A 22,083-nucleotide genomic window follows, 5' to 3' on the forward strand; every position below is an offset into this window, starting at 1 on the left:
CGCATCACTGCCCACGCAGGTAACGTCATACACATGGCCGACCGCACCGCACCCGGCCAACTGCTCCTGGTGCAGCAGCTGGTGAACACCCTCGACATCGCGTCCGGGCAGGACACACTGACCGCCGACGGCGGCCTCGCCGCGTTCCTCGACGGCCACGGCCTGCCGCACGCCGATGGCCGGGCGGACGCCGGGACGGCCGAGGCGTGCGCGCTGCGGGAGGCGCTGCGGGCGGTCTGCCTCGCGCACACCGGCGCCGCCCTCCCGGACGCGGCGGCCGGGGACCTGGAGCGGCTGTTCGCCCGCGCCCCCCTCGTCCTCACCCTGGACGCCGACGGCGGCGCCGCGCTGCGCCCGGTGCCGGGGCTGACCGGCCCCGCCGCGCTCACCGCCGCCGTCGCCGCCGGGATCGCCGCCGCCACGGCCGACGGAAGCTGGGCGCGCCTGAAGGCGTGCGAGGCCCACGACTGCCGGTGGGTCTTCTACGACAGAAGCCCGGCCGGCCGCAGCCGCTGGTGCACCATGGCGGTCTGCGGCAGCCGGGCGAAGATGCGGAGCTACCGCGCCAGACGCGCGGAGTCCGGCTGACGGAGGGTCACGCCTGCGGACGCCCCAGTGCCCGGTAGGTCCAGCCGGCCTTGCGCCACAGCTCCGGGTCGAGCGCGTTGCGGCCGTCCAGGATGCGGCGCTCGGTGACCACCTCGCCGAGCGCGGCCGGGTCCAGCTCGCGGAACTCCTGCCACTCCGTCAGGTGCAGCACCGCGTCCGCGCCGCGCACCGCGTCCAGCGCGCTGTCCGCGTACCCGAGGGTCGGGAAGAGCCGCCTGGCGTTCTCCATGCCCTTGGGGTCGTAGACGGTGACCTGCCCGCCCTGGAGGTGGATCTGGCCCGCGACGTTCAGCGCGGGGGAGTCGCGTACGTCGTCCGAGTCCGGCTTGAAGGTGGCGCCCAGGACGGCGACCCGCTTGCCGAGGAAGCCGCCGCCCACCGCGTCACGGGCCAGCTCGACCATGTGGCCGCGGCGCCGCATGTTGATCGAGTCGACCTCGCGCAGGAAGGTCAGCGCCTGGTCGGCGCCCAGTTCACCGGCGCGGGCCATGAAGGCCCTGATGTCCTTGGGCAGGCAGCCGCCGCCGAAGCCGATGCCGGCCCGCAGGAACTTCTTGCCGATCCGCTCGTCGTGCCCGATGGCCTCGGCCAGCTTCACCACGTCGCCGTCGGCCGCCTCGCACACCTCGGCCATCGCGTTGATGAAGGAGATCTTCGTCGCGAGGAAGGAGTTGGCCGAGGTCTTGACCAGCTCGGACGTCGGGTAGTCCATGACGATGAAGGGCGAGCCCTCGCCGATCGGCGTCGCGTACACCTCGCGCAGCAGCTCCTCGGCCCGCTCGCTGGCCACGCCGACGACGATCCGGTCCGGGTGCAGGGTGTCCTGGACGGCGAAGCCCTCGCGCAGGAACTCCGGGTTCCAGGCCAGCTCGGCGGCCTCGCCCGCGGGCGCCGCGGCGGCCAGCAGCCCGGCGAGCCTGGCCGCGCTGCCCACCGGCACCGTCGACTTGCCGACGACCAGCGCGGGCCGGGTCAGATGCGGCGCCAGCGACGCGAAGGCGCTCTCCACGTACGACATGTCGCAGGCGTACTCGCCGTGCTTCTGCGGTGTGTTGACGCACACGAAGTGCACATCGCCGAACGCGCCCGCCTCTTCGTAGGAGGTCGTGAAGCGCAGCCGGCCGGTGGCGCCGTCGATGCCCGCGACGTGGCGGCGCAGCAGCTCCTCAAGTCCCGGTTCGTACATCGGGACCTCGCCGCGCTGGAGCATCTCGATCTTCTCGGGGACCACGTCAAGGCCCAGTACCTCGAAGCCGAGTTCGGCCATGGCGGCGGCGTGCGTGGCGCCGAGGTAGCCGGTGCCGATCACGGTGATCTTGAGGGCCATGGGTACTCCAGACAAGTGGTGTCGGCGCGGGGCCGCGGGTACGGGGTGGCGGGCGGTGACGGGCGGGCGGGCAACGCGCTGTCCCCGGCGGGAAACAGCGCTGACCGAGCATAGTCGGGCCCGCCCCGGGGCTCGTCGGGCGTCCGCCGTCCCGGGGTCGCACGTTGTCGGGAACCTCACGTATCCCGATGGGCGGCCGGCGCCTAGAATCCGAAGGAGATTACGGGTTACTTAACGGTAGTTAGCACTGCAGTCAGCTCTCAGGGGAGTGAGAAACCTTGGCGGGAACCGCTGATTTCGATCTGTACCGGCCGTTGGAGGAGCACGACATGCTCCGTGAGTCGGTGCGCGCGCTCGCCGAGGCGAAGATCGCACCGTTCGCCGCCGCCGTGGACGAGGAGGCGCGCTTCCCGCAGGAGGCGCTCGACGCGCTGGTCGCAGGCGACCTGCACGCCGTCCACGTACCGGAGGCGTACGGCGGCGCCGGCGCCGACGCGCTCGCCACCGTCATCGTCATCGAGGAGGTGGCCCGCGTCTGCGGCTCGTCCTCCCTCATCCCGGCGGTCAACAAGCTCGGCTCGCTGCCGGTCATCCTCTCCGGCTCCGAGGAGCTGAAGGCGAAGTACCTCGGCCCGCTGGCCAAGGGCGACGCGATGTTCTCGTACTGCCTGAGCGAGCCGGACGCGGGCTCGGACGCCGCGGGCATGAAGACCAAGGCCGTCCGGGACGGCGACTTCTGGGTGCTCAACGGCGTCAAGCGCTGGATCACCAACGCCGGGGTCAGCGAGTACTACACGGTGATGGCCGTCACCGACCCCGAGAAGCGCTCCAAGGGCATCTCGGCGTTCGTCGTGGAGAAGGGCGACGAGGGCGTCTCCTTCGGCGCCCCGGAGAAGAAGCTCGGCATCAAGGGCTCGCCGACCCGCGAGGTCTACCTCGACAACGTCCGCATCCCCGCCGACCGCATGATCGGCGCCGAGGGCACCGGCTTCGCCACGGCGATGAAGACCCTGGACCACACCCGCATCACCATCGCGGCCCAGGCGCTCGGCATCGCCCAGGGCGCCCTGGACTACGCCAAGGGCTACGTCCAGGAGCGCAAGCAGTTCGGCAAGCCGATCGGCGATTTCCAGGGTGTGCAGTTCATGCTCGCCGACATGGCCATGAAGCTGGAGGCCGCCCGCCAGCTGACCTACGCGGCCGCCGCCAAGTCCGAGCGGATCTCGGCCGGCGGCAAGGCCGAGGACCTGACCTTCTTCGGCGCCGCGGCCAAGTGCTACGCGTCCGACGCCGCCATGGAGATCACCACGGACGCCGTCCAGCTGCTCGGCGGCTACGGCTACACCCGTGACTACCCGGTCGAGCGCATGATGCGCGACGCCAAGATCACCCAGATCTACGAGGGCACGAACCAGGTGCAGCGGATCGTGATGGCCCGCAACCTGCCGTAGGGCGAGGACACGGAACGGCCCCCGGCGTCGCGCCGGGGGCCGTTCCGCGTACCGGCCGGGTCACTGGTCGTCGGAGACCGTGACCTTCTCGTCGTTGTTGAGCTGCTGGACGAGCTGGGTGAGCTTGGCCTTGTCCCACACCACGTTGCCGTGCACGATGCCGGACATCGGCATGTTCATGGACTTGCCCTCGCCGCCGGTGACGTCCTTCATCGCGAAGAACATCTGGCCCAGGTCCCACAGGCCCATGTCCTTGTCGACGATCAAGGTGTCGAGGCCCGCGCTCATCGTCGGATAGAGCTTGAACGGGTTGAGGACCGTGCTCGGCGTCGCGGTCTGGCTCGCCAGCGCCGCCAGGAACTTCTGCTGGTTCTTGGTGCGCGCCAGGTCGCTGGCGGCGAACGCGTGCCGGGCGCGGACGAAGGCCAGCGCCTGGCTGCCGTTGAGCGTCTGCGTGCCCGCCTTGAAGTCGGAGCCCGAGTCCTTGTCCTTGAACGCCTTGGGGATGTTCAGCTCGACGCCGCCGATCGCGTCCACGATGCCGGCGAACCCGGCGAAGCCGATCTCGACGTAGTGGTCGATGTGCAGCTTGGTGTTGAACTCGACGGTCCGCACCAGCAGTTCGGCGCCGTCCTCGGCGTAGGCCGCGTTCAGCTTGGTGTGCCGCCCGGTGCCCGGGTACTTCTTGCCGGAGTCCGAGCCGACGAACGACGGTATCTCCACGTCCGAGTCGCGCGGCAGCGAGATCAGCGTGGGGCCGTTGCTGCCGTCGTGCAGGATCATCATCGAGTCGGTGCGCTTGCCCTCGGCCGAGCCGGTGTGCAGCTTCTTCTTGTCGTCGGCGGACATGCCCTCGCGGCTGTCCGAGCCCACGATCAGGTAGTTCGTGCCGTCTCCGGCCGCCGGACGGTCGATGACCTTGCTGAGGTCGACCTTCCGGCGGAGCTTGCCGTCGGCCCAGAAGTACGTGGCGACCGACGTGACGGCGAACACCACGACCAGGGTCAGGACCGTCCACTTGATGCGCCGGCCCCAGTTGGGACGCGGCCGGGCGCGGTAGCCGTCGGGCCCGCCGCCACGGCCGCCGCCGTCACCGCCGTAGACCTGCCCGGTGTTGTAGCCGCTGTCGTAGTCGTCGTAGCCCTGGGACTGCTGCGGCGGCACGCTGCCCCGGCGCGGGGACATCTGCGGCGGCAGCGGCGGCTCGGACCGCCCGTACCCCGACCCCGCGTCGCGTCGCACCTGCGGCATGGCACGCACCCCCTCCGGCTGGGTGCTGCCGCTGCCGCGTCCGTACCCGTTCCCGCTCCGGTCGCGGGATCGTCCACCCCCGGCACCGTGCGGGCGGGAGGTACCGCCTTGCCACTCATTCATAGGGGGAAGTGTGCCTGCCGGAGGGGGCCTCCTTACAGGCCGGGTGCAGGATCGGGCCGGGGCTGTTGCAGAGCTGATGCAAAGGGCCAGGGCATACCGCAAGGGGACGTGACCATTCCGGCGGCACCGGGGCAAAACCGCATCCGCGGACGGCGCGCGTCCGGCCGCGGATGGCCGAGATTAGGGTGGTCGCATGACCGAAACCGCCGCGACCGGCGAGGAGGGCGCGCTTCCGGGCAAGCCCACCTCCGTATCCCGCACCACGCTCTCGCACATCATGACCGCCGGGGACACCAACCTCCTCGGGACGGTGCACGGCGGCGTGATCATGAAACTGGTCGACGACGCCGCGGGCGCGGTCGCCGGACGGCACTCCGGCGGGCCCGCCGTGACCGCGTCGATGGACGAGATGGCCTTCATCGAACCGGTCAGGGTCGGCGACCTCGTCCATGTGAAGGCCCAGGTCAACTGGACCGGCCGGTCCTCCATGGAGGTCGGCGTACGGGTCCTGGCCGAGCGCTGGAACGAATCCACCCCGGCCACCCAGGTCGGCTCCGCCTACCTCGTCTTCGCCGCCGTCGACGCCAACGGCACGCCCCGCAGGGTGCCGCCGGTCGTCCCCGAAACCGAACGGGACAGGCGCCGCTACCAGGAGGCGCAGATCCGCCGCACGCACCGCCTCGCCAGGCGGCGCGCGATCATGGAGCTGCGCGAGCGACGCGCCGCCGAGGGCCTCGACGACGCATGACGGCGGCGGCCAGCCGGGCCAGCGCCGCGAGCCCCAGACCGATGCCGGTCCCGGCGGCCCCGCACAGCACGTCGTTCACATCGGCGATCCGCCCGGCCCGCATCATCAGCTGCGCCACCTCGATCAGCACGCACAGCCCCACCCCCGCCAGGAACGCGGCGGCCACCGACCGGCCGGGCAGCGCGAACCGCAGCAGCATCGGCACCGGAAGGAACAGCGCGGCATTCGTCAGCTGCTGCCGCACCAGCATCGACAGCTCCTGCGGCAGCAGCGGCGCACCCGGGTCGAACAGGCCCTCACCCGGCAGCCACCACACCGTGGCATCCCCCGAACCGATCGGCTGCGACGGCGCCAGCGTCATCACCAGAACCAGCAGCAGCCAGCAGCCCAGCAGCACCCCCGCGGTCCTGCGCGGCGCAGCGCTCTGCGGCGCCCGCCCCGCCCACAGCGCGAGCGTCAGCGCCAGCGCCGTCGCCACCAGCAGAAACAGCGCCACCGTCGCCGGCGTGATGCCCAGTACGACCTGCCACACGATGCGACCCTCCCAAAACGTGCTGCCCGCCGACCCGGGGATCAGCCACAGCTCCACTTGGTGACGAAGACGGTGTCCCGGTGCTCCATGAGGCCCCGGATGCACTCCCCGGGCAGCATCTCCACCCGTCCGCCCAGCTCGGCGCCGCCCCGCACCGTCCGCCGGAAACCGAACCACCCGGGGAACGCCGTGATCCTTGCGTCCTTGCGCTGATAGCCGAGCCGCACGGTGATCTCGCCAGGCACCGCGCGGGAGCCGCCGATGGCACGCGCCGGGCCCGCGGCGGCGCCGCGCCGGTAGCTCACGAGGTAGCGGCCCGCCGTGCCGACCGGGCCGCGCAGGCACAGCTGCCCGCCCGCCAGACCGCCGCAGCCGGTGGGCGCCGCCGGAGCCGGCGGGGCCGCCGCCGCGGTCGCCGCGACCAGGCACAGGGCCGCCGCCGCCACCCCGGCCCGCCGCAGGTACACCGGCCCCGTGGGAGGCCCCGGCACCGTCGGGCGCACCGCCGTGCGGGGCGTGGGGACGCTCATGGGCACACGGCCTCGTCCCCGGTGATCGCGGAAAGCCCGGGGGAACCGGCCGCCGGCTCCTCCGCCCGCACCGGATGCACGCCCTTGTGGTCGGCGCCGACGGTGACCTTCATGACCGGCCCCTGCCCGGCCGCCCGGCGCAGCTCGGCCCCCGGCAGCGCGGCGGCGAGCGTACGGGCCGAGCGGTCCCAGCGCGGGTCGTAGGAGATGACCGTACGGGCGAAGGGGGCGCCGGGTGCGTCGCCCGGGACACCGGCGGCGACGAACCCGGCGGCGTGCAGCGCCTTGGCGGTGGCCCGGCCCAGACCGTGCTGCCCGGTGCCGTTGTCGACGTGCACCCGGATCTGGTTCGGCGGCACGTCCACCACCGTGGCGGGCGGCTGCTGCGCCGCGGTCTTCGGCCGGTGCGCGGCGAACGGCTTGTCGTCCCGGATCGCCTGGAAGAGCTGCCGGGACCTGACCGGATCCCAGCGCACCGTCGAACCGCCGTCGGGCAGCCGCACCCCGTTCCTGGCCAGCGGCACCGAGACGAACTCCGACGACGACGCGGAGAAGCCGCGCATCGCCTGCCCGAGGTCCACCATGTCGTCGGCGCTGAACCCCGCGTCGGCCCGTACGGACGCCAGCATCGCGGTGGCCACCTCCTTGACGCGGACCGGGTTCATCAGCACCCCGGAGGAGGTGACCTTGTGGATGAGGGAGGCGAGGAACCGCTGCTGGCGCTGCATCCGGCCGAGGTCGGCCGACCCGTCGATGTGCCGCGAGCGCACGTACTGGAGCGCCTGCCCGCCGTTGAGCTGCGCCTTTCCGGCCGGCATGTCCAGGCCCGTGTAGCTGTCCTTCAGTGGCCGCACGGTGCAGATCTCCACCCCGCCGACCGCGTCCACGCTGCGCATGAAGGTGGTGAAGTCGACCTCCAGGTAGTGGTCGATGTGCACCGCCGTCATGTGCTCGACGGTGCGCACGGTGAGACCGGGGCCGCCCTCCGCGTACGCCGCGTTCAGCTTGATGGCGTGCCGGGGCCGCTGCGCCCCGGTGGCCGCGTCCCGGTGGGCGGGTACCTCGGCGTACGAGTCGCGCGGCAGGCTGACGACGCTGGCGCGGTCCCGCCCGGCGGACAGGTGGACCAGCATCAGGGTGTCCGTGCAGTGACAGGGCGCCCCGCCCAGGTGGTACTTCCGCTTCTCCGCCTTGGTGAGCTTGTCCCGGCCGTCCGTGCCGACGACCAGGAAGTTCAGCCCGTCGCCGCCCCCGGGACGGTTCTGCATCCCCTGGAACGCGTCCACCCTGCCGATGCCGCTCTCGACGCCGCTGACCATCGCGTGCCCCACCCCGCTGGTGGTCATCAGCAGCACCGAGACGGCGGCGGCGATCCGCAGCCCCCAGCGCTTGCGCGGCGGACGCCGGCGGCCCGGACGGTGCGCTGCGGTGCGGGCGGAGCGGGACGGGGCGGTCACGGGGGACACCTCCGCGGCGGGACGGTTGCGAGGGGCGGCCGGCCACAGCTGCGGGGCGAACGGTCGGGACGAAGCCGGTGGGGACAACATAAGTCCATACGATCTGCTGTAAAGCGTCACACGCCGGGTGTCCGCCGCCCCGCCACCCGGCCACCGTCCGGACGTGTCCCTCGTTCGCGGTAACGTGAGACGGAATATCGCAGTCTCCCGGCGAGCGCTGCCGTCGATGGCGGCTCCGCCGCGGGCCGTCCCCCCGAGGAACCATGCCCCAGCAGCAGCCCCCGGCCGTCTCCGTGATCATGCCGGTGCTCAACGAGGAACGTCACCTGCGCAGCTCGGTCCGGCACATCCTGGAGCAGGAGTACGCCGGCGAGATGGAGGTGGTGATCGCCCTCGGTCCCTCAGTGGACCGTACGGACGAGATCGCCGCCGAGTTGGTGGCCGAAGACCCGCGGGTGCACACCGTGCCCAACCCGACGGGCCGCACCCCCGCCGCGCTGAACGCCGCGATCAAGGCGTCCCGGCACCCCGTCGTGGTCCGCGTCGACGGCCACGGCATGCTCTCGCCGAACTACATCGCCACCGCCGTGCGCCTCCTGGAGGAGACCGGTGCGCAGAACGTCGGCGGCATCATGCACGCCGAGGGCGAGAACGCCTGGGAGGACGCGGTCGCCGCCGCGATGACCTCCAGGATCGGCGTCGGCAACGCCGCCTTCCACACCGGCGGCGAGGCGGGCCCCGCCGAGACCGTCTTCCTGGGTGTCTTCCGGCGCGAGGTGCTGGAGCAACAGGGCGGCTACAACGAGGAGTTCATCCGCGCCCAGGACTGGGAGCTGAACTTCCGGATCCGCGAGGCCGGCGGCGGCGTGTGGTTCTCGCCCGAGCTGAAGGTGCAGTACCGGCCGCGGCCCAGCGTCAAGGCGCTGGCCAAGCAGTACAAGGACTACGGCAAGTGGCGGCACGTCGTCGCGCGTTACCACTCCGGCTCGATCAACCTGCGCTACCTCGCGCCGCCGACCGCGGTGTGCGCCATCGCCGCCGGTGTCGTCGTCGGCGCCGCCGTCACCCCCTGGGGCTTCGTCGTCCCGGCCGGCTACCTGGCCGCCATCGCCGCGGGTTCGGTACCGGCGGGCAAGGGGCTGCCGCTCAAGGCGCGTGTCCAGATCCCGGTGGCGCTGGCCACCATGCACATGGCGTGGGGTGTGGGCTTCCTGACCAGCCCGCGCGCGCTCGCGAAGAAGGTCATCGCCAGTCGCCGCCCGGCGGTGACCGCGCCCGCCGAATAACCGGCGTCGGCGCAGCGGAAGGGGGCGGTCCCGCACGGGCCCGCCCCCTTCCGCTTCCCGCTCGTGGCTCAGAAGGTGTACATCGGATTCACCTTCATGCACGCCTTCTTGTCCTCGCCGTTGAGTGCGTCGGCGCTCTCCGGGGCCTTGTCGGAGCCCTTGTCCGCGTCCTGCTTCGGGTACGTGGTGCCTTCGCGCCAGTCGTTGCCGACGACCAGGCGCAGCCCGTCGGCCGAAGCGGACTGCTTGACCGCGCTCTTGGGCAGGCCGAGCGACTTGGCCAGCGCCAGGGCGTCGCCGCGCTGCTTGTCGTCCGGGTAGCCGATGGTGGTGTCGGCCTGCGTGATGAGCGACGAGTCGGTGCCGGCCGTGGTGTAGCCGAGCTGCGCGAGCTGCTGCTGGATGGCGGAGGCGCGGTGGGGGACCGGGCCCGACACGGTGCTGTTGGTGCCGTTCTGGACGACAACCTTCAGCTGGTCCTTGGCCGTTGACGGCTTGGGGTCGGGCGTCGGCTTCTTCTTCGTGTCCTTGCCGTCCAGCGCGGTGTCGTTGCGCAGCAGCGTGAAGGTCTGCTCCGCGTCGCCCGGCTTGGGCAGCACGTACTTCTCGCCGGGGCCGTACTGCCAGGGCATGGTGACCATCGTGATGCGCTTGGTCGGCACCCGCTGGAGGTCACCCGCCAGGTCGTAGAGCTTCTTCGGGGAGCCCAGGCCGTCGTCGACGGTGAGCGCCTTGGTGGCGGCGTCGGCCAGGTCGTACAACTTGCCGGGGTCGGTGAGCTTGGTGCCCGACTTCAGCTGCCTGACCATCGAATTCATGTACATGTGCTGGGCCTTGGCCCGGCCGATGTCGGTGTTGTCCTCGAAGCCGTAGCGGGTGCGCAGCCACTGGAGGGCCTGCACGCCCTTGACGGAGTGGGTGCCCTTGGTCAGTTTGAGGCCGCTGCCGTGGCCGTCGTGGGTGTGCGAGTAGATGTTGTTGTCGACGCAGACGGGGACGCCGCCGATGGCGTCCGCCATGTCCACCACACCGGAGAAGTCGACCATCATGAAGTGGTCGATGTAGATGCCGGTCAGCTCTTTCCACGTGGCGACCGTGCAGCCGGGACCGCCGTGCTGGAGCGACTGGTTGATGGCGGCGGTGGTCTGCGGATAGACCTTGCCGTCGTCGGGGTCGGTGCACTTCGGTATGGGAACGCGGGTGTCGCGCGGTATGGATATCACCGACATGTTGCTGCGGTCGGCGGAGACGTGCAGCAGCATCTGGACGTCCGCCAGCGGCTTGCGGTCCGCGTCTTCGCGGGAGCCGCCGAGGTCGATGTTCTTCTCGCTGTTCCGGCCGTCGGAGCCGATCATCAGGATGTTGAGCGGGCTCTGTCCGAAGGCGTTCGGCTCGGGCTTTTGCAGACCGCTGCTGCCGAGGTCCAGGTGGTCCTTGCGGAGGTTGCTGTTCAGGTGCTGGTAGTAGAGGTAGCCGCCGCCGGCGCCGGCGACCAGCAGCACGCCGAGGGACAGCGCGGTCCAGCGCAGGATCCGGCTGCCCTTGCGGCGGCGCGGGCGGCCCGCACGGCGCCGGCCCCGGCGGGACGTGCCGCCGCCGTCCTTGCCCGAACGGCCCGCACCGGCAAGGGAGTCGGCGCCGGAGCCGACCGCGTCGTCCGGGGTCCAGCCGGGCGCGTCCGGGGGCGGTCCGCTGCTCCCTGACGGGCTGTCGAACCGGTCATCCAGCTCCTGTGCGTCGGCCTGCTGTCGTCGTCGCGGCCGGTCACCACGCACACTGCTCTGGCGCATTGGGCCCTCTCCCCGTAGTCGGTCGTGGTGCGGTCGGCGCCGGGTCGGGGCGGCCGGATTCGCTCAGATCACTTGGCACAGATGTTCTTGTCATCTGCATTGACGTTCTGCACCCCGTCCGGGGTTTCAGTCGGCGCCTCAATAGGGGTGCCGGCTTCCTTGAAGTCCTTGCCGAGGGTCAGCTTCATGGGCACGCGCGCACCGGCGTCGGCCGACGCCTTCTTGAGCGCGCTCTTCGGCAGGCCCATCCAGTCGGCGAGGGTGGCCGCCTGGTCGGCTTGGTTCGGGGCGAACTCCAGCCGGGTTGCGGCCAGTTTCGCCGGGGCGTTGCCCGCGTTGGTGGAGAGCTTGGCCGCCTTGGTGTTCTGCAGCCAGTCGACGGTCTCCTGGGCGGCGCCGAACGGGCCGCCGCCGTTGGTGACATCGACCCGGACAAGCTCCGGCGGGGCCTTCTTGACCGGCGCCGTCTTCTTGCCCTTGCTCTTGCCCTTCGGCTTGGCGAGGGTGTGGTCCGCCTGCACCATCCGGAACAGCGGATCCGCCTTCGCCTTGTCCAGGATGACGTTGTTCTTGTTCGCCGGGTTGTCCAGCACCGGCACTGTGGCGAAAGTGATTTTGTCGATGTCGACCTTCTTCAGGTCGCCGGCGAGGTCCACCAGCTTCTTCGCGCTGCCGATGCCGGTGTCGACGGTCAGCGCCTTCGTGGCCGCCTGGCTGATGTCGTAGAGCTTCGCCGGGCTGCTGAACGCGTCCGACTTCATCTTGCGGATCATCGAGCTGAGGAACTGCTGCTGGAGCTGGATCCGGCTGAGGTCGCTGCCGAAGCCGACGGTGTGCCGGGTACGGACGAACGCCAGCGCCTGCTCGCCCTTGACGATGTGCCGGCCGGCCGACAACTTCAGGTGCGACTTGGGGTCGTTGATGTCCTTGCCCGCGCACACCTCGACCCCGTCCACCGCCTCGGACAGCTCCTTGACGGCGTTGAAGTCCGCCATCATGAAGTGGTTGATCTTCACGCCGGTCAGCTTCTCGACGGTGCGCCAGGTGCAGCCGGGGTCGCGGCCCTCCTGGCCGAGGCTGGTGTTGAAGAGCACCCCCTGCTGTCCGGGGATGTCCTTGGTCGAGCCGTCCTTCTGCTTCGTCGGGCAGTTGGGGATGTCGGTGACCATGTCGCGCGGGATGCTCAGCGCGGTCGCGTTCGTCCGGTCCTTGGAGACGTGCATCAGGATCGTGGTGTCCGCGTGCCCGACGCTGCCGCTGTCGCCGTAGCCCTGATTGCCCTTCCCCGAGCGGGCGTCCGTCCCGAGGATGAGGATGTTCACCGGGCCGTCGGTGACCGCGTCGTTCTGGATGCCGACGTCGACCTTGGAGATGTTCCCGTCCAACTGCTGGTACAGGTAGAACGCGCCACCGCCGCCGGCGACCAGGACGAAGCCCAGGACACCCGACGTCCAGTAGAGCGCCTTCTTCTTCCCGGACTTCCTCGGCTTCGGCTTGCGCCGGCTCGCCGGGCCATCGGCCGCGGCCGATGCCGTGCGGCCCGCCTTACGGGCCGCCGCCCTGCCGCCCGCCGGGCGCCCGGCGTCCGCACCGCTGCCGGCCGCCGGGGCGGCGCCGGCCGCACGTCCGCTTCTTCGGTCGCGCTGCGTCGGCAGCTCACGCGTGTCGGTGTCGCCGCCCGTGCCCGCCGGAGGGCGCCCGTCCCCGGGGCCCGGTGCCTTACGGGCAAAGGGCGGGGCCGCCGCTCCGCCGGCAGGGTCGAGGCGCAGTTCGTAGTTGCCGGTTTCGGGGTTCAACACCCATTGATCGGCGGGATCGACATTGTCGCCCGCCCGCCCACGGCCTTGCGCGTCCACGGTGCCTTGAGTCCTCCGTCGGTGCCACGCAGCGCCTCCCCCTCGGGCGCTCGGGTCGGTCGGTCGTGCAGTTTCGTGGTCGGTCGGTCAGCTGGTCGAGCGACCGGATCGCTCACACTATCCGCCCAGTTCAGCGCGGAACGACGCCCGTGACAAATTCCACTTGCCTACAACTGGGCATTCCGCCCAATCCATTCGAGTCGTCGAGAGTCCTTTGCGGCATCTTTATTCGCAGATCCCGCGGTCTGCGGTGGTTCCGGGAAACGCAGGACCCGAACCGTCGGACGGAGAGGGGGAACTCCCCGCCTTCTCATCGGAGGATGCCGTATCGGACGCGTTCGGTGAAGGGGTGTCACCCGGCGGGCCCGATGCGGGACCGTCCGTCGTGCGCGGCGGCGGCTGCACGGAAACCGGCTGGTCCTTGGCCAGTCTGCGGAACAGACGGTCCGCCGACGGCTGCACCAACTCGTCGCGATTGGCGTTGTAGCGGTACTCCCTGCGCGGCACGGTCATGAACTGCACATGAGACGCAGGAATGCTGCGCATGCTGCGCACCAATTCGTACAGGCCGGTGAGCGAAGCCAGGCCCTTGTCGGTGGTGAGAGAACTCGTCGCGGCATCCAGCAGTGGATAGATCCGGGTCGGATTGAGCAGCACACCATTGCTCTGCACTTTCTTCACGAGAGCGCCAAGGAACTGCTGTTGGCGTTCCATACGCTGAGTGTCACTCCCGTTACCCAGACTCTTGCGGGCCCGTACGAATCCGAGCGCGTCCTCGCCGCGCAGCGTCTGCCGCCCGGCGGGAAGACTCAGCCGCGCCTGACGGTCGTCGATCGCCTCGGGCAGGCAGACCTCGACGCCGTGGACCGCGTCCACCACCTTCCTGAATCCGACGAAGTCGATGATCATGTGGTGGTCGACGCGGATGCCGGTCATCTTCTCGACCGTACGGATCGCACAGGCGGCACCGGCGAACTGGAACGCCCAGTTGAACTGCGTGGTCTGGGCCGGCATCCGCCTGCCGTCGGTGCGGGTGCAGGACGGCACCTTCACCATCAGGTCGCGCGGGATGCTCACCGCGGTGGCGCTGTGCCGGTCGGCCGACAGGTGCAGCAGGATCGTGGTGTCCGAGCGCTGGGTGCCGTTGTCCGCGCCGTACTCGCCGTTGCCGCCGCCGCGGGTGTCGGAGCCGATCAGCAGGATGTCCTCGGCGTTCGTCGGGCCGCCCTTGGGCCGCTCGGCCTCGTACTTCTCCAGCTCGGCCTGGGTGTCGATGTCGGTGTGGATGTTGCCGTTGAGCTTGCTGTAGAGCGCATAGCCGGTACCGGCCAGCCCCAGCAGCACCACCGCCACACCGAGAGCCGCCCAGCGGGGCCAGCGACGCCTGCGGCGGGGCGGGGCGCCGTCCGGGGAACGGGCCGGGGAACGCTTCGGGGTGCCGTCCGGGGGGACGTCGGATATGGCAGGCGGGGGATGGGCGGTGGGCCCCGAGGCCGTCCCCGGCGCCGGCTGCCGCGGCGTCGGCCCGGTGCCCTCGTCAGGGCCATCGGGGACGGACGGGTTCTCGGGGCTGTTGGTCACGTGGGTGTCCGTCCTTCCCGGAGTCGGCGTCGTCCCCCCGCCCCCGAACCCACCCCCGCCCCCTTCTGATCATGGCCCCGAACCGGCGGCGGGGCCGTCCGGGCGGACTTCGCGGTCCGCCGGACGGGGGACGCGGGGCGTGCGCGGGAGCCCGGCCCTCAGACGGCGGCGGGCGCGGTGAACGTGACGTTCTCGGTGGCCTTGCGGGCGGCCGTGCCCTCCTGGTCCAGCCGGTCGAGGTGGCGGCAGAGCACCACGGATCCGCCGGTGGCCAGCGGCGCGTACAGGCCGTACGACAGGCCCTGCCAGCTGTCGTAGGCGAGTCCTGACAGCACCCGCGGCGCCTCGGGCAGTCCGGCGGCTGCCGCGTCGGCGAGCGCGCGGGCCGCGATGCCGGACCCGGTCAGTTCCTCGCCGCCGACGGCGAGCGCAAGGTCGTCGGCCCGGACGGGGGCGAACGGCGCAAAGCGGTCGCCCTGGCCCGGTACCTCCACCGCGTAGTCGGCGAAGCCATCGGGCGCCTGCGGGAACCGGCCGCCCAGCGGGCGCAGGGCCAGCGCCACCCGTTCCCCGGAGCAGGCGCGGGCGGCGGCCAGCCCGTCGGGGCCGCTGACCACGAGGTCGGCGGCGGCCGGGTCGCCGCCCACGTCGGCGACCACCCCGACCGACGAGCAGGCCACCAGCCAGACCGCGGTCTGCCAGTGGGCGGGCAGCAGCAGCGCCAGCCGGTCGCCGGGCTCGGCGGCGAGGTCGCCCTGGAGGTAGTTGGCGGTCTTCGCCACCCAGTTGGCGAAGGTCGCGACGGAGAGTTCCACGCGTTCGCCGGTGGCGTCGTCGTAGAAGGTCACGAGCGGGCGGGCCGGGTCCGCGGCGAGCGCGGAACGCAGCAGGTCGGCGGGGGTGCGATCGGTGGCGTTCACCGTCGCAAGATTACGCGGGCGCGGACCGGCCTTCCGGCGGATCCGGACGGGCGTCCGCCCGGTGCGGCCGACGGCCCGTCAAGCCCCGGCGGACGCGGCGGTGTCCGCCCGCGGGGGCCTGCGGCGCACGGCCCGTCAGCGCGGGCGGCGCACGGACGGGCGCGGTGAAGTGGCGTGCGCAGTGAACCGATGCACCGCCGTCCACGTCCTACCGACCACGGCTGCGGGCGGGCCGCGCCCTCCGCCCCGTCGGGCCCCCGGCCCTGCCCGTCCCGCACGCCGTCGTCCGTCCCGCCGACCCCGACCGGAAAACCGTCTGCCTACACTGGTCCGCCGATCGGCCGACCCCAGCAGGAAGCAGAGAAGACAAGGTGACTGAAGCGATCCTCCTGGTCGGCGGCAAGGGCACGAGGCTGCGCCCGCTGACGGTGCACACGCCCAAACCCATGGTCCCGGCGGCCGGTGTGCCGTTCCTGACCCACCAATTGGTGCGCGCCCGCGCGGCGGGTGTCGACCACATCGTCCTCGCCACGTCCTACCTCGCCGAGGTCTTCGAACCGTATTTCGGCGACGGCTCGGATCTGGGGCTGCACCTGGAGTACGTCACCGAGGAAGAGCCGCTGGGCACCGGCGGCGCCCTGCGCAACGTCGCCTCCCGGCTGCACTCGGCGCCCGGCGACCCGGTCCTGATCTTCAACGGCGACATCCTCACCGGTCTTGACATCCCGGCACTCGTCGACACCCACCGCACCAGCGGCGCCGACGTCTCGCTGCACCTGACCCGGGTCGATGACCCGCGCGCCTTCGGTCTGGTGCCCACCGACGCCACCGGCCGGGTCAGCGCCTTCCTGGAGAAGCCGCAGACCCCGGAGGAGATCGTCACCGACCAGGTCAACGCCGGTGCCTACGTCTTCAACCGCTCGGTCATCGACACCATCCCGGCGGGCCGCCCGGTCTCCGTCGAGCGTGAGACCTTCCCCGGGCTGCTCGCCGACGGCGCCCACCTCCAGGGCATGGTCGACTCCACCTACTGGCTGGACCTCGGCACCCCGCAGGCGTTCGTCCGCGGCTCAGCCGACCTCGTCCTGGGCCGGGCGCCTTCGCCCGCCGTACCGGGGCGCTGCGGGGAGCGGCTGGTCCTGGAGACCGCCCAGGTCGCCCCGGACGCCAAGCTCACCGGCGGCAGCGTCGCCGGGCCCGGCAGCCGGATCGGGGCCGGCGCCCGGATCGACGGCAGCGCGGTGCTGGCGGACGCGGTGATCGAGCCGGGTGCCCGGATCCGTGACTCGCTGATCGGCGCGGGGGCCAGGATCGGGGCCCGTACGGTGCTGGACGGCGCGGTGATCGGCGACGGCGCGGTGATCGGCGCGGACAACGAACTGCGCGACGGCATCCGCGTGTGGTGCGACGCCGCCATCCCCGCGGGGTCGATCCGCTTCTCGTCGGACGAGTAGACGGCCGGGCGGACGGAGAACGGGCGGCCACGGGCCCCCGCCCAGGACCCCCGTCCCCCCACCCGCCGTATCGCCTACCCTGGCCGGATGCCCGCCCGCACCTGGGTTCCGCCAGGACCGTACGACCTGCACCGCACGCTCGGTGTGCTGGCGCGCGGCCCCGGCGACCCCGCCTTCGCGGTGCGCGGCGACGAGATCTGGCGGGCCTGCCGCACCCCGCAGGGCCCCGGCACGCTGCGGATCGCGGCCCGCCCGGCGGCCGGAGCCGTGGACGCCGAGGCGTGGGGTCCAGGCGCCGACTGGCTGCTGGAGCGGCTGCCCGAGCTGCTGGGGGAGCGCGACGACCCGGCGGCGCTGACCCCGCGCCACCGCATCGTGCACGAAGCACGCCGCCGCCACCCCGGCGTCCGGCTGGCCAGGACAGGGCTGGTCCTGGAGTCGCTGATCCCCTCGATCCTGGAGCAGAAGGTCACCAGCGACGAGGCGTACCGGGCCTGGCGGCTGCTGCTGCAACGCCACGGCGAGCCCGCGCCAGGCCCCTGGGACCGGATGCGGGTGATGCCCGATCCGCGCGGGTGGACGCTGATCCCGTCCTGGGAGTGGCACCGCGCGGGGGTCGAGGACAAGCGCGCGGCGACGATCCTGCGCGCGGTGCGGGCCGCCCGCAGGATGGAGGAGGCGGCGGGCATGGACCTCACCGCCGCCACCCGCCGGCTGACGGCGATTCCCGGCATCGGCCCGTGGACCGCCGCCGAGACCCTGCAACGCACGCTCGGCGCCCCGGACGCGGTCACCGTCGGCGACCTGCACCTGCCGAAGATCGTCGGCTATGCGCTCACCGGCCGCCGCGGCACCACCGACGCGGAGATGCTCGACCTGCTCGCGCCGTACGAGGGGCAGCGGCACCGCGCGACCCGGCTGGTCCTGCTCTCCGGCCGTACCCCGCCGCGCCGCGCCCCGCGCTTCCCCGTGGGCGACATCGCCGCGCTCTGACCCGCGACCGCACCCACGGCACCCCGGACGCCCCGGTTCTCAGCGCACCACGACGAAGTCCGCGCCGTCCCTGGCGGGCCGTTCCTTCGGCGCCGCCGCCGGGTGGCCGATGGCCACCGCGCCCATCGGATCCCAGTGCGCGGGAAGTTCCAGCACCTCGCGGACGACGTCCCGGCAGAACATCGTCGACGACACCCACGCCGAGCCGAGCCGCTCACCGGCCAGCGCGACCAGGAAGTTCTGGATCCCGGCGCCGCCCGCGACGACGAACATCTCGCGTTCGGCCGCGTTGCGCCGCGCGTCCGGGTAGGTGTGCGCCCCGTCCGCCACCAGGCACGGCACCGCCAGGTACGGGGCCTGCCGCAGCACATCGCCGCGCCTGACCCGCTTGGCGACGGACTCGTCGGAGAAGCCGTCGGCGCGCAGATCCGCGATCCAGGCGTCCCGCATCGCGTCCAGCAGCCGCAGCCGGCTCTCATCGGACTCCAGCAGCACGAACCGCCAGGGCGTGGTGTGGTGCGGGGCGGGCGCGGTCACCGCGGCGTCGACGGCCCGGCGCACCGCGCCGCCGTCCACCGGGTCGTCGGTGAACTCGCGGACCGTCCGCCGCAGCGTCACCGCCTCGCGCACCGCCTCCGACGTGCCCAGCCGGAACATGTCGTCGGCGGCATTGCGCACCAGCGCCCGCGCCCCTGCGCCGTCCCCCGACTCCTCGACGACGTGCGGCAGTCCGCGCACCACGGCGACCGGCAGCCCGTCGGCCTTGCCCTTCACCAGGTCGCCGGCCGCGGCCAGTTCGTCGGCGGTGGCCACCACCGTCGCGCTGAGCGGATTGCCGTACGCGTCCGTGCCGCCGCGCAGGTCGTCGAGTACCCGGACGCCGGCCGCGCCGATGGCGACGTCGGTCAGCCCGTCACGCCAGGGCCGCCCGAACGTGTCGCTGATGACGATGCCCACGTCGACGCCGAGCACCGTACGCAGCCCCGCCCGCAGGGCACGCGCCGACGCGTCCGGGTCGTCGGGCAGCAACAGCACCGTTCCCGCAGGGGTGTTGGAGGCGTCGACCCCGGCCGCCGCCATCACCAGGCCCTGCCGGTTCTGCACGATCCGCAGCCCGCCGCGGCGGGCGACGACGCGTACGGTCTCCTGGTCTATGGCGGCCTCGCGGTCGGCGGCCTCCAGGACCCGGCCCTCCGCCTTGCTGACGATCTTCGAGGTCACCAACAGGACGTCGCCGTCGGCGAGTTGGTGCGCCCCGTCGGCGGTGACAGCCGCGGCGATCACCTTGACGAGGTCGTCACCCGGCCGCACCTCGGGAATCCCCGGCAGCGCCCAGACGCGGTACCCGGGCGCGTCGGCCGGGTCCGTTCCCCTGCCGTCCACGTTGCTCATGCCCTGACCTCCTCGGCCAGCGCCAGCGCCTCGCGCACCATCGCGGCCGTCGCGTCCACGTCCGTCATCATCAGCGGCACGGCACGGCAGCGGATCCCGGCCGCCTCGACCTCACCGACCGACGCGGCGTCGACGGTGTCCACCAGCCAGCCGTCCAGCAGCCCGGCGCGCTCGGTCTCCGCGACGGAGTGCCCCTTCGCGCCGTAGTGCCCGGCCACCGCCGCGGCGGTGGACTCGACGCCGACCGCGGCCAGCACCTTGTCGGCCATGCCCCGCACCGGCGCGCCACCGACGATCGGCGACAGGCCGACGACCGGCGCACCGGAGGCCGCGACGGCGTCCCGGATGCCGGGCACCGCGAGGATGGTGCCGATGCTCACCACGGGGTTGGACGGCGGGAAGAGGATCAGGTCGGCGGCGTTGACGGCGTCCAGCACGCCGGGCGCCGGCGTGGCCTGCTCGGCGCCGACGGGCACCACCGCGTGCGCGTCCACCGAGGCGCGCATCCCCACCCAGTACTCCTGGAAGTGGACCGCCCGCCGCTCCCCGCCCTCCCCGATGGCGACGTGCGTCTCGACGCGGTCGTCGGTCATCGGCAGCAGCCGCACCCCGGGCTGCCAGCGGGCGCACAGCGCCTCGGTGACGGCGCTGAGCGCGTAGCCGGCGTCCAGCATCTGGGTCCGCACGATATGGGTGGCGAAGTCCCGGTCGCCGAGCCCGAACCACTCGGGTCCGACGCCGTACGCCGCCAACTCCTCCTTCACCCGGAACGATTCGTCGCCGCGGCCCCACCCCTGTTCCTCGTTGATGCCGCCGCCGAGCGTGTACATCACGGTGTCGAGGTCGGGACACACCTTGAGCCCGTACAGATGGATGTCGTCACCGGTGTTGCCGATGACGGTGATGTCCGCCTCCGGAGCCGCTGCCTTCAGTCCCCGCAGAAAGCGGGCGCCGCCGATACCGCCGGCCAGAACCACAATGCGCATGGAAGCCAGTGTGTCAGCCGCAGGCCGGCGTTGAGGGGTGGAGGTCAGCGGTCGGTGGGGGCGGCGCAGCGGGCGCTGTGCATGGGCATGTCCGTCAGCCCGGGGAAGTAGATGTGCAGGCTCACGGCCGGGGCCAGGGAGTCGTTGACGACTTCGTGGACGTAGCCGGGCGCGAAGACCCGCTGGGCGCCGGCCCGCAGGGTGTGGTGTCCGGCCGTGGTGCGCTCGGTCAACTCGCCTTCCAGCACGGTCAGTACGCCGGACGACCGCCCGTGGTCGTGCCGCCCGCTGCCCTGTCCCGGTACCCAGCTCAGGAGCCAGACCTCGTAGCCGGGCCCCACCCGCAGCCGGTGGTACCAGCGGGTGGTGGCGTCGTAGCGGACGAGCGGGGCCCATGCGTCGCGGTCGGCCGCGATCGTGTGGGCCAGGCCCACGAAGCCGGCGACGGTGGCCGGATGGGCGGGGACGGGCGGCAGCAGGTGCGGGATGGCGAGCGGGTCGCCGGCGATCTGGACGTCGCTGTTCATGTGCTTCGGGTTCCTCGGCGGACGAGCGGGGATGACGCGAACGGGGTGCGGCACGACGCGGTGGAGTCCCGGTAGGGGTACGGCGCGGTGCTCACGGAGCAGGGGTGCTGCGGGGGTGGTGCGAGCGGAAAAGGCTGGAGCTCGGTGGCTTCAACAGCTGGAACAGCGACAGCGGGCCTGAGCAGCGCAGAGCGACCCGTAGGCACGGGTCAGTCTGGGCGCGAGGGTCGCTGGCATGAGAACAAGCAGACCGGGTCCTTCGTGGGATGTCAACCGGATGCCGGGTTTGAAGGAAATGTTTCACCTCATCCGGTTACTCCACGGGACGAAAGGTTTGTGCGGCGAGAGGGTCGGAGAAGTCGCCCTCCAACCGCACCCCTAAACGCCGTTGCCGTCCTGTGATCGCTCTGTGATCTTCTTCGCTTCGGCGCGCGGGGTGCAACGGGAGTGCCATCGGTCACGTCCCTGTTGGTGAGAGGGGGCGCACTGTTCGAGTGCGCCCTGGGAAGTGTCCTGGTTTTTGGTGATTTGAACACTTTCCGCATACGCTTGGTTCCGCAGAGTGAATAAGAGGCCCAATAGCAGATCTCGGCTTGACTGGCCCGGATCCGCGCACTTGTAATTTCACTCGTGTCGTTCAGCCGTTATCGATCACGGCAACATCACGGGGACGTAAAGACAGACGAGGGGCGCACATGACCGAGCTGTTCGAAGAATTGCTGGTCGAGGAGGCGGACGAGGAGCTCGGCTGGCAGGAGCGCGCACTGTGCGCCCAGACCGACCCGGAGTCCTTCTTCCCCGAAAAAGGCGGCTCCACCCGCGAGGCCAAGAAGGTCTGCCTCGCGTGCGAGGTCCGCTCCGAGTGCCTGGAATACGCCCTCGCCAACGACGAACGCTTCGGTATCTGGGGCGGTCTGTCGGAGCGCGAGCGGCGACGACTGAAGAAGGCCGCCGTCTGAAGGCGGCCCGGCAGTCCGCCAGGCCGACGGCGTGCGGACCCGCAGGCCCCGCCGCCGTGCCACGCCAACTCCCCATATCCCCCTATAACGAACACTCCGCCTCCAGCGCACTGCACGCCGGGGGCGGACTGCTGTGTACGGAGCCGGTCGGTGCCGCCGCGCGAACCATTAGTGTGGGGCCCCGTCCGAGACGTGCCAACGCCCCCGCAGGGCGCGCGCGTCCCTCGTAGTCCGTCGCAGTGTCTTCCGGGGGTGCCGGCCCAGAGCGGCTTCGCCGCGGGCCCGAACTCCCGGGTCCGGAGGGCCCGTAC

General features: G+C 71.9%; 19 protein-coding genes. 7 read left to right on the top strand and 12 right to left on the bottom strand.

The genetic code is table 11. The features are described 5' to 3' along the window. Positions 1–33: 33 nt before the first annotated feature. Positions 34–588, top strand: a complete 555-nt coding sequence (locus ACIBK8_RS32305; RefSeq protein ID WP_399045858.1) for a CGNR zinc finger domain-containing protein — start codon at positions 34–36, stop codon at positions 586–588. Between the two features lie 7 nt (positions 589–595). On the opposite strand, the gene ACIBK8_RS32310 is transcribed toward ACIBK8_RS32305, so the two are convergent. Continuing rightward, positions 596–1,936, bottom strand: coding sequence for a UDP-glucose dehydrogenase family protein (locus ACIBK8_RS32310; protein WP_399045859.1), 1,341 nt, complete (start codon positions 1,934–1,936; stop codon positions 596–598). Positions 1,937–2,214: 278 nt separating this feature from the next. On the opposite strand from ACIBK8_RS32310, the gene ACIBK8_RS32315 reads away from it, so the two are divergent. After that, positions 2,215–3,387: an acyl-CoA dehydrogenase family protein gene (locus ACIBK8_RS32315; RefSeq protein WP_399045861.1), complete on the top strand. Its 1,173-nt coding sequence runs from the start codon at positions 2,215–2,217 to the stop codon at positions 3,385–3,387. Positions 3,388–3,447: 60 nt separating this feature from the next. Here the strand turns inward: ACIBK8_RS32315 and ACIBK8_RS32320 are convergent, their stop codons facing one another. Beyond that, on the bottom strand, positions 3,448–4,761 hold the full coding sequence (locus ACIBK8_RS32320; protein ID WP_399045863.1) for an LCP family protein: 1,314 nt from the start codon (positions 4,759–4,761) through the stop codon (positions 3,448–3,450). 193 nt (positions 4,762–4,954) lie between these two features. Here ACIBK8_RS32320 and ACIBK8_RS32325 point away from each other — a divergent pair, with 193 nt between their 5' ends. Beyond that, positions 4,955–5,509, top strand: a complete 555-nt coding sequence (locus ACIBK8_RS32325) for an acyl-CoA thioesterase (RefSeq protein WP_393689200.1) — start codon at positions 4,955–4,957, stop codon at positions 5,507–5,509. Here ACIBK8_RS32325 and ACIBK8_RS32330 read toward each other — a convergent pair. From ACIBK8_RS32330 to ACIBK8_RS32340, 3 genes are read right to left on the bottom strand one after another with little or no spacing between them, the layout of a single operon-like run. After that, complete coding sequence (locus ACIBK8_RS32330) at positions 5,460–6,041, bottom strand: VanZ family protein (protein ID WP_399045864.1); 582 nt, start codon at positions 6,039–6,041, stop codon at positions 5,460–5,462. The genes ACIBK8_RS32325 and ACIBK8_RS32330 overlap by 50 nt on opposite strands. Before the next feature lie 41 nt (positions 6,042–6,082). Continuing rightward, a complete protein-coding gene (locus ACIBK8_RS32335) occupies positions 6,083–6,571 on the bottom strand; it encodes a hypothetical protein (RefSeq protein WP_399045865.1) in 489 nt (162 codons plus the stop codon). Continuing rightward, positions 6,568–8,028 (bottom strand): LCP family protein, encoded by a 1,461-nt coding sequence (locus ACIBK8_RS32340; RefSeq protein ID WP_399045867.1) that lies wholly within the window; start codon positions 8,026–8,028, stop codon positions 6,568–6,570. The genes ACIBK8_RS32335 and ACIBK8_RS32340 overlap by 4 nt, the downstream gene beginning before the upstream one ends. Before the next feature lie 263 nt (positions 8,029–8,291). On the opposite strand from ACIBK8_RS32340, the gene ACIBK8_RS32345 reads away from it, so the two are divergent. Further along, a complete protein-coding gene (locus ACIBK8_RS32345) occupies positions 8,292–9,314 on the top strand; it encodes a glycosyltransferase family 2 protein (RefSeq protein ID WP_399045868.1) in 1,023 nt (340 codons plus the stop codon). Between the two features lie 68 nt (positions 9,315–9,382). On the opposite strand, the gene ACIBK8_RS32350 is transcribed toward ACIBK8_RS32345, so the two are convergent. The 4 genes from ACIBK8_RS32350 to ACIBK8_RS32365 form a co-directional block, all read right to left on the bottom strand. After that, entirely contained in the window at positions 9,383–11,104 is a 1,722-nt protein-coding gene (locus tag ACIBK8_RS32350; protein ID WP_399045869.1) for an LCP family protein, read from the bottom strand. Between the two features lie 68 nt (positions 11,105–11,172). After that, the gene (locus ACIBK8_RS32355; RefSeq protein ID WP_399045870.1) at positions 11,173–12,960 is read right to left on the bottom strand and encodes an LCP family protein; all 1,788 of its coding nucleotides are present in this window, start codon (positions 12,958–12,960) and stop codon (positions 11,173–11,175) included. A gap of 225 nt (positions 12,961–13,185) precedes the next feature. Then, complete coding sequence (locus tag ACIBK8_RS32360) at positions 13,186–14,541, bottom strand: LCP family protein (RefSeq protein WP_399045872.1); 1,356 nt, start codon at positions 14,539–14,541, stop codon at positions 13,186–13,188. A 158-nt stretch (positions 14,542–14,699) separates the two neighbouring features. After that, the gene (locus tag ACIBK8_RS32365) at positions 14,700–15,461 is read right to left on the bottom strand and encodes a TIGR03089 family protein (protein WP_399045874.1); all 762 of its coding nucleotides are present in this window, start codon (positions 15,459–15,461) and stop codon (positions 14,700–14,702) included. A 371-nt stretch (positions 15,462–15,832) separates the two neighbouring features. Between ACIBK8_RS32365 and ACIBK8_RS32370 the strand changes: the two genes are divergently transcribed. Both ACIBK8_RS32370 and ACIBK8_RS32375 read left to right on the top strand, forming a co-directional pair. Next, the gene (locus ACIBK8_RS32370) at positions 15,833–16,915 is read left to right on the top strand and encodes a sugar phosphate nucleotidyltransferase (protein ID WP_399045875.1); all 1,083 of its coding nucleotides are present in this window, start codon (positions 15,833–15,835) and stop codon (positions 16,913–16,915) included. Positions 16,916–17,002: 87 nt separating this feature from the next. Beyond that, complete coding sequence (locus tag ACIBK8_RS32375) at positions 17,003–17,908, top strand: DNA-3-methyladenine glycosylase family protein (protein WP_399045876.1); 906 nt, start codon at positions 17,003–17,005, stop codon at positions 17,906–17,908. A gap of 39 nt (positions 17,909–17,947) precedes the next feature. On the opposite strand, the gene ACIBK8_RS32380 is transcribed toward ACIBK8_RS32375, so the two are convergent. Genes ACIBK8_RS32380 through ACIBK8_RS32390 form a run of 3 tightly spaced genes read right to left on the bottom strand, consistent with a single transcriptional unit; the run spans position 17,948 to position 20,813 of the window. Further along, positions 17,948–19,300: a coenzyme F420-0:L-glutamate ligase gene (locus ACIBK8_RS32380; RefSeq protein ID WP_399045877.1), complete on the bottom strand. Its 1,353-nt coding sequence runs from the start codon at positions 19,298–19,300 to the stop codon at positions 17,948–17,950. Continuing rightward, a complete protein-coding gene (gene cofD / locus ACIBK8_RS32385; protein WP_399045878.1) occupies positions 19,297–20,286 on the bottom strand; it encodes a 2-phospho-L-lactate transferase in 990 nt (329 codons plus the stop codon). The genes ACIBK8_RS32380 and cofD overlap by 4 nt, the downstream gene beginning before the upstream one ends. Positions 20,287–20,330: 44 nt before the next feature. After that, a complete protein-coding gene (locus ACIBK8_RS32390) occupies positions 20,331–20,813 on the bottom strand; it encodes a cysteine dioxygenase (RefSeq protein WP_399045879.1) in 483 nt (160 codons plus the stop codon). Between the two features lie 695 nt (positions 20,814–21,508). Here ACIBK8_RS32390 and ACIBK8_RS32395 point away from each other — a divergent pair. Then, complete coding sequence (locus tag ACIBK8_RS32395) at positions 21,509–21,772, top strand: WhiB family transcriptional regulator (RefSeq protein ID WP_030266018.1); 264 nt, start codon at positions 21,509–21,511, stop codon at positions 21,770–21,772. Positions 21,773–22,083: the final 311 nt, after the last annotated feature.

The sequence above is a fragment of the Streptomyces sp. NPDC050161 genome (assembly GCF_044460025.1).
Taxonomy (GTDB): domain Bacteria; phylum Actinomycetota; class Actinomycetes; order Streptomycetales; family Streptomycetaceae; genus Streptomyces.